Raw genomic sequence first — 11,046 nt, forward strand, 5'->3', positions numbered from 1 at the left:
GTCCCGGCCGACGCGGCACCGGCCGGGTCAGCACCCGCCGGGTCGGCACCGGCCGGGGCGCGGTGGTCGAAGGCGATCAACGGATCCCCGGTCAGCGGGTGTTCGACCACCGCGGCCCGGACGCCGAAGACCTCGGCCAGCAGCTCCGCCGTCAGCACCTCGCGCGGCGCCCCGGAGGCCACCAGGGCGCCGCGGTGCAGCACGTGCAGACGGTCGCAGACCGAGGCGGCGGCGTTGAGGTCGTGCAGCGCGACCAGGGTGGTGCGGCGCTGCTCCCGCAGCAGGGCGAGGAGTTCGACCTGGTGGCGGACGTCCAGGTGGTTGGTCGGCTCGTCCAGCACCAGGACGTCCGGCTGCTGGGCGAGCGCGCGGGCGAGCAGCACCCGCTGCCGTTCACCGCCGGAGAGCTGGGCGAAGCGGCGGTCCGCGGCCCCGGACATGCCGACCCGGTGCAGGGCCTCGGCGGTGATCCGGTGGTCCTCTGGGTCGTCGGCCGCGAACGCCCGCTTGTACGGGGTGCGGCCCATCGCGACGACCTCGCGCACGCTCAACTCGAAGTCCCCGCCGCGTTCCTGGGGCAGTGCCCCGATGTGCCGGGCGGACTCGGCGGGCCGCAGCTCCGCCAGGTCCCGCCCGGCCAGCAGGACCCGGCCGGCGCTGGGCCGCAGGTGCCGGTAGACGGTGCGCAGCAGGCTGGACTTGCCGCTGCCGTTGGGCCCGACCAGTCCGGCGATCTCGCCCTCCTCGGCGACCAGGTGGACTCCGGCCACCACGGTGCGCCCGGCCAGGGCGACGCTCAGGTCCTCGACGGCGATCCTCAACTGCGCTCCAGTCGTCGGTCCAGCAGGTAGAGCAGGGTGGGGGCGCCGAGTACGGCGGTGACCACGCCGATCGGCAGTTCCTGGCCGTCCAGGGCGGTGCGGGCCACGGTGTCGACGACGACCAGGAGCACGGCCCCGGTGAGGGCGGACAGCGGCAGCAGGCGCCGGTGGTCGCCGCCGACGAGCAGTCGGCAGACGTGCGGGACCATCAGCCCGACGAAGCCGATCGCCCCGGAGACGGCGACCAGCACTCCGGTGAGGACGCTGGTGACGACGAAGACCTCGCGGCGCAGCCGGGTGACGTCCACGCCGAGTCCGGCGGCCGTCTCGTCCCCCATCAGCATCGCGTTGAGCCCGCGGGCCCGCGCCTGGAGCAGGGCCAGGCCGAGTGCCACGGCGGCGACGGGGACGGCGAGTTGGGACCAGACGGCGCCGCCGAGGCTGCCCATGAGCCAGAACAGCACGCCCCGGGTCTGCTGTTCGTCGCTGGTCTGCAGGACGAGGTAGCTGGTGATGCCGCCGAGGAACTGGGCGATGCCGATGCCGGCCAGCACCAGGCGCAGGGGGGAGAAGCCGCCGCCGCGCCGGGCCATCAGCCAGACCAGGGAGAACGCGGCGAGCGCCCCGGCGAAGGCGGCCAGGGAGACGGTGAGGCCGAGCCCGCTGCCGAGGGAGAGTTCGAGCCCGAAGGCGGTGCCGAGGACGAGGGTGGCGACCGCTCCGAGGGAGGCTCCGGAGGAGATGCCGAGCAGGTAGGGGTCGGCGAGCGGGTTGCGGACCAGGGCCTGGACGGCGGTGCCGACCAGGCCGAGTCCGGCGCCCACCACGGCCGCCAGCAGGGCGCGTGGGACGCGCAGTTGCCAGACGATGAGGTCGCGGGTGCCGGGCTCGGGGGCCCGGCCGGTGAGGTGGTGGGCGACCACCGACCAGACCTCGCCGGGCGGGATGTCCACCGAGCCGAGCGAGACGGCGGCGGTCAGCGCGAGCACCAGGGCGGCGGCGAGCGCGGCGGCCAGCGGCCCGGCCCGCAGGGTGCGGGCCGGGCGCCGGCTGTCCGGGCGCTCACTGTCCGGGCTCCCGTGGCCCGGGCGCCGGCTGTCCGGACCACGATTGTCCGGGCTCCGGTTGTCCGGGGCCTCGGCGAGGTCGGCCGAAGTCACCGCCTACTGCCCGTTCTTGACGAGGTCGGGGTGGACGGTGGCAGCGATCTGCCGGACGGCGTCGGCGTTGCGCACACCCGCGATGGTGGTCACCTCGGAGCCGAGCCGGACGAAGTGCCCCTCCTGGACGGCCTTGAGGCCCTGGGTCGCCGGGAAGCCGCGCAGGAACGCCTCGGCGTCGTCGAAGGCCTTGCGGGTGTCCTCCTCGCTGCCGCGGTTGCGCACGGCGAGCTGGATCCAGTCGGGGTTCTTGGCCACCACGTCCTCCCAGGAGCCGGGCTTGAAGTCGGCGTCGCAGTCTGCGAAGACGTTGCGGGCACCGGCCTGGGTGATGACGGCGTTGGCCACCTGCCGGCCGCAGACCGCGACCGGCTGCTTGGTCCCGGCGTCGAAGTCGAAGACGAAGTAGCTCGGCCGCTTGTCCTCCGGGACGGCGGCGAGCGCGGTGCGGACCCCGCCGATCTGCTTCTCCATCCCGGTGACGAGTTCCTCGGCCCGGGCGCCGGTTCCGGTGACGGCGCCGAGGCGGCGGATGTCCTCCTCGATCCCGGCGAGGTCGGTGCGCGGCGCCTTGGCGGCCTTCGGGGTGCCGGCGCAGGCGGTGGAGAGCAGGTAGACGTGTTGGATGCCGGCCGCGGCGTACTCGGCCTCGCTGGGCCCGGTGGCGCCGCCGCCCATCATCGGCATCGCCCCGAAGGTGTCGACGTAGAGGTCGGCGCCGGAGCCGAGGAGCTTCTCCTTGGGGATGGTCTTGTCGCCGAGCACCGGGACCTTGGCGCCCTGCTCGGCGAGCGCGGCCGGCAGGGTGCCCTTGCCGGGCGGGAAGCCGGTGCCGATCACCCGGTCGCCCGCGCCGAGTTGGAGCAGCAGCTCCAGGCTCGACGCGTTGCTGGTGACGATCTTCGTCGGGGCCTTGGCTATGGTCGTCTCCTTGCCCGCGCAGTCGGCGACCGTGACGGGGTAGGCGGCCCCGGCGGGGGTGGCCTGGGCGGTGAGGGCGGCGCTGCCACCGCCACCGTTCCCGCCACCGCCGCTTCCGCAGGCCGTGGCGAACAGGGCGACGGCGGCCGCGATACCGCAGACGACGCGAGGGCGCATGAGGACTCTCCTGGTCGGTGATCGTGCTGAGGGCCCGCGCTGCGGACCCGGACCAGGTAGTCGGGCGGGGTCCGCACCGGGTTCCCGGGACTTCCGGGACTTCCGGGACTTCCGGAGCTTCCGGAGCTTCCGGAGGCCCCCGTACCCAGTGGTCGCGCATAGGGTGGCCGGGTGGCAGACCTCACCGACCCGCGCGACGACCTCGGCCTGCCCGTACGGCTCGGGCCGCTGCCGCCCCGCCGGGTGGTCTCGCTGGTGCCCTCGCTGACCGAGGCCGTCGCCGCCACCGCGCCCGGCCTGCTGGTCGGCGCCACCGACTGGTGCAGCCACCCCGCCGAACTCGCCGTCACCCGGATCGGCGGCACCAAGAACCCGGACGTGCCGGGCGTCCTCGCGCTCGGCCCGGACCTCGTGATCGCCAACGACGAGGAGAACCGCCGCCCCGACCTGGAGGCGCTGCGGGCGGCCGGGGTTCCGGTGTGGGTCACCGACATCCGCACCCTGGACGACGCCTTCCGCTCGCTGGACCGGCTGCTCACCGTCGCCTGCCGACTGCCGCGCCCGGCCTGGCTGGACGAGGCGGAGGAGGCGTGGCGGGACGTCCGGCCGAGCGGTGACCGCGGCCCGCGGGCGGTCGTGCCGATCTGGCGCCGCCCGTGGATGGTGCTCGGCCGCGACACCTTCGCCGGGGACCTGCTGCGCCGCCTCGGCCTGCGGCTCGTCCACGCCGAGCACCCCGAGCGCTACCCGGCCGTGCCGCTGCCCGAACTGCTCGCCGACCGGCCGGACCTGGTGGTGCTGCCGGACGAGCCGTACCGCTTCACCGCCGAGGACGGCCCGGAGGCCTTCCCCGGCATCCCGGTCGCGCTGGTCGGCGGACGGCACCTGACCTGGTACGGGCCCTCGCTCGCGGAGGCCCCGGCCGTCCTCCGGCGGGCGATCGAGCACCCGTTCGTCCAGGGGGAGACGACCGCACCATAGGATGACCGCCACTCGCCGGGATCACGGGATCACCGGCGACGAGTGGGGGGACCACCAATGAAGTTGCGCACCACCCGGCGGGCCACCGTCCTGGTGTCGGCCGTCGCCGTGTCGACCGCCGTCCTGGCGGGCTGCGGCACCGAGAGCGGTGACAAGCACCCGAGCGCCGGATCCGGCACCACCCTCACCGCGGCCTCCGCCGCGCCGACCGACACGTCGAGCGCGAGCCCGCCCGCGAGCACCACCCCGACGCCGAGCGCCTCCGCCTCCGCGAGCCCCGACGCCTCGCACAGCCCGAGTGCCGGCCCGAGCAAGGCCGCAAAGGCCTCGCCCACCACCCAGAGCGGCAACGCCCAGAGTGGGAACGCCAAGGGCAGCGGCGGCACCGCGGCCGGCGCGCCCGCCACCCAGCCGCCGGTCGAGAAGCCCGCCATCCCGGCGCCCGTACCGACCGCCAAGCCCGGCGCCGTCGCCCTCCCGGCACCGCCCGCGCCGCCCGCCGGCCACGTGCCCCCGGCTCAGAGCGGCTGCCAGCCCAGCAAGCCCCAGCCGGACGAGGCCAAGCCCGCGGTCGCCGCGGCGCTCACGACGGCCGCCGGCCAGTCCCGGGTGCTCAACCTCAGCTCGGGCGGCACCGACAGGCTCCCGCCGCTGCCGGTCAACCTGGTCAAGGCGATCGCCTGGCAGGAGAGCGGCTGGCAGTCCGGCATCCTCGCCTGCGACGGCGGGATCGGCACCATGCAGGTCATGCCCAACACCGTCAGCTGGATGAACGGCAAGTACGGCACCAGCTCCGACCCCAAGACCCTCACCGGGAACGTCCAGCTCGGCACCCAGCTGATCGACTGGCTGGTCGCCTACTACGGCGACTCCTCCTTCGGCGGCAAGTACGACCTCTCCCCCGACCCGGCCACCGGCAAGACACCGCTGCTCGACCTGGTCATCTCCGCGTACAACGCGGGCGCGGGCAACGTGCACTACACCACCGTCACCGACCCCACCTCGGGCGAGGTCGTCGGCAGCCTCGACATACCGAACCCGAAGTACGTCGCCAACGTGAAGGCGCTGATGGCGAGCCAGCCCTGGAACAAGGCGGGCTGACCGCCCCTTCGCAGCAGGACCGGCAGACACGGCGCAGGGGCCCGGGGCGCGCCGACGCCGCGCGCCCGCGCGCGTGGCCGGCGGCCCCCCGCGCCCCCCGCGCCGGGCGGGGCGGCGCCGCCCCCCCCCCCACACCGCCCGCCCCCCCCCCCGCGCGCGCGCGCGCGCGCCGCGCCCCCGCCCCCCCCGCCCCCCCCGTGTCCGGCTGCCGCCCGGACGTCAGCCGCGCGCGGCGGTGACGGCGGCGCCCAGCGCCTCCTTGATCCGGGGGCCGAGGCGGGCGAAGCCGAGCTCCTTCATGGCCGCACGGAGCAGCTCCTCGTCGCTCCGCCCGGTGCCGTCACCGTCGATCCAGCGGACGACGGCGAGCAGTTCGTCCGCCGAGTAGGCGGTCACGGGGCGGCCGGGGGTGAAGTCCGGCTTCGCGGGACGGCCGGTGGCCGCCTCGGCGACGGGCTCGGGCTCGGGCTCGACCTCGGCGACGGCCTCGACGGCAGGGGCCTCGACCACGGCCTCCGGCTCGGCAACCGGCTCCTCGACGGCAAGCTCGGGCTCGGGCTCGGCGGCGGGCGCCTCGGCAACTACGACCGGAGCCTCCTCGACGACCTCGACCTCGGCCACCGGCTCGACGACCTCGACGACCTCGACGACCTCGACGACCTCGACGGCAGGGGCCTCGACCACGGCCTCGACGGCAGGGGCCTCGACTACGGCCTCCGGCTCGACAGCGGGCTCCTCGACGGCCTCGACCTCGACGGCGATCTCGGGCGCGACCTCGACGGCGGGCGCCTCGGCAACAGCCTCGGCCTCCTCCGCTACGGCCGGAGCCTCCTCGACGGCGTCGACCTCGATCGGCGACTCCTCGACCTCAACGGCCTCGGGCTCGGCGACCTCAGGCTCAGCGGCCTCGGGCTCGGCGACCTCGACGGGTGCTTCCGCGATCACCTCCGGCTCGACGGCGATCGCGACCTCGACGGCCTCGGCCTCAACTTGGGCCGCGGCCTCGACCTCGGCCTCGGCAGTGACCTCGACCTCGGCGGCAGGCTCCTCGACCTCGACCGACTCTGCCTTCGCCTCGTCCGCTTCCTCCGCGACCTCGTCCGCCGTTGCGGCCTCGGCCAGGGCGGCGGTGGCGGCGGCCACCAGGTCGTCAGCAGCCGGGGAGGGCGCCGGGAGGGAGACCACGGCGACCGGAGCCTCCTCCTTCTCCTCCTCCACCGCAGCCGGCTCGGCCTCGGCGTCGGCCTCGACCTGGGCCTCAACCTCGGCCTCGGGCAGCTCGGTGTCCGTCTCCTCGGTGTCCAGCTCCTCGGCAGCCGGCTCCGCGACGACCGGCTCCGCGGCCGACGACCCCGCCAGCCCGTCCCGCTGCCCGCCCGCGAGCGCCTGCCGCGCCGCGTACGCGGCCTCGGCGGCGCGGCGGTCGGCCTTGGCGGCCGTGAGTTCGGCGAGCAGGTCGGCGAGGCCGGCATCCTCCAGGGTGGCGCGCAGGCCGCGGATGGTGGGCAGGCGGTAGAGGGTGCCCTCGTCGGCGGCGAGGCGTTCGACCAGGTCGGCCAGTTCCGCGAAGGCGAGCCCGTCGAGGTCGTGCTCGGGCAGCAGTCGGGCGAGGCCGCGCAGGCCGGTGTTGATCGGCTCGAAGGCCTGGGCGGTGCGCTCGACCAGGCTGCCGTCGGCGGGCACGCGCGGGAGGGTGCCGGCGGGGGCGACGGCGGCCCACGCGCGGCGCTCGATCTCGGCGGAGGTGAGCGCCTCGTGCAGGTCCTCGCGGCGGACCTTGCGGTCGTGGGCGAGGGCGGCGGCCTGCTTGCGCAGCGAGCGGCCGCGCAGCCAGGACAGCTTGACGCCGTTCTCGCGGCGCCAGGTGCTGTCCGCGGTGGCGGCGGCGAGGGCGACGAGGTCGGCGTCGTACGCGGCGTCGGTGAGGGTGGCGGAGGTGCGGCGGACCCGCTGGAGCATCTCGACCAGCAGCGCGGTCTTGGCCACGGTGTCGGGCTCGTCCAGCTTGACCTCGGCGGCCATCGCGGTGACGGCTTCCCAGGTCTGCTGGAGGTCGCTGCCACGGAGTTCGGCGAGCGCGGTGGAGGCGGCGCGGGCGTCCTCGGGGGTGGCCACGGTGTCGACGGCCGCGTACCAGGCGTGGGTGTCGGCGCTGAGCGTGAAGGCCCCGAGTTCGGCGTAGCGGCCGAGGTCCTCGCGGAGGTCGGGCTCCGCAGCGGCGTCCTGGGGGTCCTTGACGTCTGCGGCGTCGGCGACGTCCGCCGGGTCGGCTGCGTCGGCGTTGCGCGAGTGAAGCACTGTCATGTGAGGTCCGGTTCTGGGCGACGACGGCGGGGCTGACGGCGAGGGGGCGGCGGCCCGGGTGCACGGGGCCCCTGGGGCGGGACCGGGGGGCGTGCGGGTCGGACCGCCGGTTGTGGAGGCCCAGAATACGGGTGCCCGTTCGAGCCTTGCACGCACCCACCGCCGGACGGACTGGTGTCGTATGCCGTACCGCCCGCCTGGCCGCTACTCGGGAGGGCCACCCGGGTGGCCCGGTGCTGGTCCGGACGGGTGGCCGGGGTGCTCCGTCCGGGGCGGGCCCGGCTCGGGTGGAGCGGACCGTCGGAGCCGGTCGAGCGGGACGGTGCGCAGGCCGCGGCCGGGCCGGGTGGGCGGCGGGTGGTGGCCGGCCCGGCCGAGGGCGGCCAGGTCGACCGGCGCGAGGTAGGCGTGGAGCGCGGTGCGGTGCCACCAGGCGCCGGTTTCGCGCAGTTCGCGCCATCCGGTGAACCGGTAGAGGTGGAGGGTCGCCCGGACGTGGGTCGGCGGGGCGTCGGGGAAGGGGTTGTGGCGCAGCAGCCGCAGTGTCGCCCGGTCGCCGGCCAGCAGGCGGGCGACGAAGGGCAGGAACCAGGGCCGGGCGTAGGCGGGCGAGATGCCGGCGAACCACATCAGCCAGTCCAGGCGCAGGTGGTAGGGGGCGTACTGGCACGGGAGGCGGCGCACGTCGCCGGGTTTGCCCTTGAAGCCGTACTCGCGCCAGACGGTGTGCGGGGTGACGACGGCCTCGTCGGTGCCCTCGACGACGACCTCCCGGCGCAGGCGGTTGACGCTGCCGAAGGCGCCGTAGGTGTTGACGAGGTGCAGCCGGTTGAAGGAGCGGTTCATCACCTGGCCCCGGGAGAGCAGGTTGCGCACCGGCCAGTAGCTGAGCACGAGGACGGCGGCGGTGACCGCCATGACCACCGCCTGGTACCAGACGGGGGCGTCGGGGACGGTGTGGGCGCGGACGGGCAGGCCGAGGCGGGCCGGTTCGACGGCGGCGAGCGTGAGCACGACGGTCAGCCAGTTGAGCCAGGCGAAGTTGCCGGAGGCGATCAGCCACAGCTGGGTGGCGATCACGGCGCAGGCGGCGTAGCTCGCGACGGGCTGCGGGAGCAGCAGGCCGATCGGGACGAGGAGTTGGACGACGTGGTTGGCCGCCACCTCGACCCGGTGCAGCGGGTCGGGCAGGTGGTGGAAGAACCAGCTGAGCGGTCCGGGCATGGGCTGGGTCTCGTGGTGGTAGCGCAGGCAGGTCAGGTCGCGCCAGCAGCTGTCCCCGCGCAGCTTGATCAGTCCGGCGCCGAACTCGACCCGCAAGACCAGCCAGCGCATCAGCCAGAGCACGGGGGTGGGCGGGGCGGTGTCGGCGTTGCCGAGGAAGGCGGCGAGCGAGCCCGCTTCGAGCAGCAGCGACTCCCAGCCGAAGGAGTACCAGGTCTGCCCGACGTTCACGATGGAGAGGTAGAGGGCCCAGAGCACCGCCCACACCGGGATCGAGGCCCAGAGCGGGAGGGCGTCGCCGAGGCCGGCCGCCACCGCGGCGGCCAGTGCGGCGCCGGTCAGGGCGACGGCGGTGAAGAAGCGGTCGCTGTAGTGGAGGTGGAAGAGGCCGGGCGAGTGGCGGAAGGGGACCCGGGCGGTGAAGCGGGGCACCGGGAGCATGCCGTCGGTGCCGATGAGGGCGCGGAACTGCGCGGCCGCGTTGAGGAATCCGATCAGGTAGAGGCCGGCGAGCAGGCGTTGGACGAGCAGTCGGCTCAGCCAGTAGTCGGGGGCGGCGAACCAGTCCATCCAGTCCATGCGGCCCATGCCTACCACCGGCGGACCGGCGGCGGACGGCGGCTCGCTGGTTGCGGCCCGGCCGGGACGGCGGGCCCTACCGGGACAGCGGTCTCGGCCGGGACAGCGGGTCCGGCCGGGACAGCACTGTGGCGGGGAGCCTCTCCTCGGGGGTGAGAGGCGCCCCGCCACAGTGGTGGGCAGTGCGGGTGGTGCGATGGGCGGTGCGGTTGATGCGGTTGGCGCGGTTGGCGCCGTTGATACGAGTGGTGCGAGTGGTGCGGTTGGTGCGGTGGCCGGTTGCGCCCGGGCGCCGTGCTGCCGCGCACGAGCGACGGTCGGCCGCTCAGCTCGGCAGGACGAGTCCGGTGCCGCCGGCGATGCCCGGTCGGCCGGTCGCGGTGGCCGCGCCGTTCTGCTGGAGCCGGTCGACCAGCAGGGCCGCCAGGGTGCCGAGTTCCTCCTCGGTGCGGGACTGGGCGGTGACGTCCATGCCGACGGTGAGGACGCCGTTGACCTGGCCGGTGCGCGCGGTCCGCAGCGGGGTGCAGGTGAAGCTGAAGATCTGCTGGATGCGCTGTGCCTCGGGACGGCCGGACTGGATCCGGACGTCGTTGAGGACGGTGGCCCGTCCGGTGTGGAAGGCCTCCGCGACGGCCTGCTGGAGGCCGGCCGCGCCGAGCTGGGGGTAGGCGGTGCCGATCGAGCCGTACGCCACCGGGGCGCCGAAGGTGTCGGCGTGCTGGGCGTTGGCGTAGCGGATCTCCTGGCCGGGGCCGTCGGTCAGCATGATGGGGAACGGGGAGCCGTCGAAGGCGGCGAACATCTCCTGCTGCTGGGCGAGCAGGTTGTCGCGCAGCCGGATCTCGGAGAGCAGCGCCTCGGCGAGGTGCTGGATGTCGCGCAGCCGCTCGCGTCCCCACTGCCGGGGTTCCCGGTCGAGGACGCAGACGGTGCCGATGACGGTGTTGGTGTCGTCCACGAGCGGGGCGCCGAGGTAGGCCCGGACGCCGAGTTCGTCCACGACCGGGTTACCGGCGAACCGGGGGTAGGCGAGGATGTCGTCCAGTGCGAGGGGTGAGCGCTGGGCGACCACGTGCGGGCAGAAACCGTGACTCATCGGCATCTGTCGGGTGGGGAGGTCGAAGGCGATGCCCCGATCCGCCCAGGACGCGCCTTCTTCGGCCGCCAGGTCGGAGGAATTTGGCGGAATGTAGAGCCCCCGGAACATCTGGCGCTCGTCGTTGATGAAGTTGACCATCGCGATGGGAGCGCGGGTGATGCTGGCTGCCAGGTGGGCGAAGCGGTCGAAGGCCTCGTCCGCGGAGGGTTCGTTGAGACCCAGGCTGCGCAGCCTGCGGGTCCGCTCGGATTCCCCGGCAGCACTCGGGAACTGGCCTTGAGTGCTCATCACATCAGTCATGGCGCACATGTAATCAGACATCCGGGCGCCGCGGTGCTACCGGTACCGGCCACCGACGTTGCTGATGGACAGTCAAAGCAGCATGTGAGCGACCACGGGCGCTCCGGCCGAGGGGGGAAGGTCAATCCCCTCCCGACCCCCTGGCAAAACCCGCCCCGAAGCGGACGGGCCGAATCCCGCCATTCCAAGATCCACTATGTATGGATCCCATGTGCCCATATGACAATGAGCCCTGCCGAAGACACGGACGGTAGTTCCCCGGGCCCCACGGGAGCGCCGCCCCTAGGGTCCGTCTTCAAACTCCCGTCGTCCGCCCGGAGGGCGGGCGGGGCGGCGTTGGGGTGCGTGCATCGCAAGGCGGAGGAGGGAGCCCAAT

Annotated in this window: 8 protein-coding genes; 2 read left to right on the forward strand and 6 right to left on the reverse strand. The window is 74.5% G+C overall.

The features are described 5' to 3' along the window. The 3 genes from ACFWXO_RS43605 to ACFWXO_RS43615 form a co-directional block, all read right to left on the reverse strand. On the reverse strand, window positions 1-821 hold an 821-nt coding region (locus tag ACFWXO_RS43605), incomplete at its 3' end, for an ABC transporter ATP-binding protein (protein WP_380532380.1). Further along, window positions 818-1,852 (reverse strand): FecCD family ABC transporter permease, encoded by a 1,035-nt coding sequence (locus ACFWXO_RS43610; RefSeq protein ID WP_380532389.1) that lies wholly within the window; start codon window positions 1,850-1,852, stop codon window positions 818-820. The genes ACFWXO_RS43605 and ACFWXO_RS43610, both read right to left, overlap by 4 nt. 132 nt (window positions 1,853-1,984) lie before the next feature. Next, complete coding sequence (locus ACFWXO_RS43615; RefSeq protein WP_380532382.1) at window positions 1,985-3,079, reverse strand: ABC transporter substrate-binding protein; 1,095 nt, start codon at window positions 3,077-3,079, stop codon at window positions 1,985-1,987. A 228-nt stretch (window positions 3,080-3,307) separates the two neighbouring features. On the opposite strand from ACFWXO_RS43615, the gene ACFWXO_RS43620 reads away from it, so the two are divergent. Both ACFWXO_RS43620 and ACFWXO_RS43625 read left to right on the forward strand, forming a co-directional pair. Then, complete coding sequence (locus ACFWXO_RS43620; RefSeq protein WP_380532392.1) at window positions 3,308-4,060, forward strand: helical backbone metal receptor; 753 nt, start codon at window positions 3,308-3,310, stop codon at window positions 4,058-4,060. Window positions 4,061-4,117: 57 nt separating this feature from the next. Continuing rightward, complete coding sequence (locus ACFWXO_RS43625; protein ID WP_380532384.1) at window positions 4,118-5,161, forward strand: transglycosylase SLT domain-containing protein; 1,044 nt, start codon at window positions 4,118-4,120, stop codon at window positions 5,159-5,161. Window positions 5,162-5,380: 219 nt separating this feature from the next. On the opposite strand, the gene ACFWXO_RS43630 is transcribed toward ACFWXO_RS43625, so the two are convergent. From ACFWXO_RS43630 to ACFWXO_RS43640, 3 genes are all read right to left on the reverse strand, one after another. Then, entirely contained in the window at window positions 5,381-7,465 is a 2,085-nt protein-coding gene (locus tag ACFWXO_RS43630; protein ID WP_380532386.1) for a hypothetical protein, read from the reverse strand. A 204-nt stretch (window positions 7,466-7,669) separates the two neighbouring features. Next, entirely contained in the window at window positions 7,670-9,259 is a 1,590-nt protein-coding gene (locus ACFWXO_RS43635; RefSeq protein ID WP_380532395.1) for a lipase maturation factor family protein, read from the reverse strand. A 334-nt stretch (window positions 9,260-9,593) separates the two neighbouring features. Continuing rightward, entirely contained in the window at window positions 9,594-10,670 is a 1,077-nt protein-coding gene (locus ACFWXO_RS43640; protein ID WP_380395852.1) for a GAF domain-containing protein, read from the reverse strand. Window positions 10,671-11,046 lie beyond the last annotated feature (376 nt).

It is taken from the genome of Kitasatospora sp. NPDC059088, assembly GCF_042738155.1.
Classification (GTDB): Bacteria; Actinomycetota; Actinomycetes; order Streptomycetales; family Streptomycetaceae; genus Kitasatospora.

Coding starts and splice junctions, on each gene's coding strand:
- ACFWXO_RS43615 (WP_380532382.1), bottom strand. CDS start 3,079: ATGCGCCCTCGCGTCGTCTGCGGTATCGCGGCCGCCGTCGCCCTGTTC.
- ACFWXO_RS43625 (WP_380532384.1), top strand. CDS start 4,118: ATGAAGTTGCGCACCACCCGGCGGGCCACCGTCCTGGTGTCGGCCGTC.
- ACFWXO_RS43630 (WP_380532386.1), bottom strand. CDS start 7,465: ATGACAGTGCTTCACTCGCGCAACGCCGACGCAGCCGACCCGGCGGAC.
- ACFWXO_RS43635 (WP_380532395.1), bottom strand. CDS start 9,259: ATGGACTGGTTCGCCGCCCCCGACTACTGGCTGAGCCGACTGCTCGTC.
- ACFWXO_RS43640 (WP_380395852.1), bottom strand. CDS start 10,670: ATGACTGATGTGATGAGCACTCAAGGCCAGTTCCCGAGTGCTGCCGGG.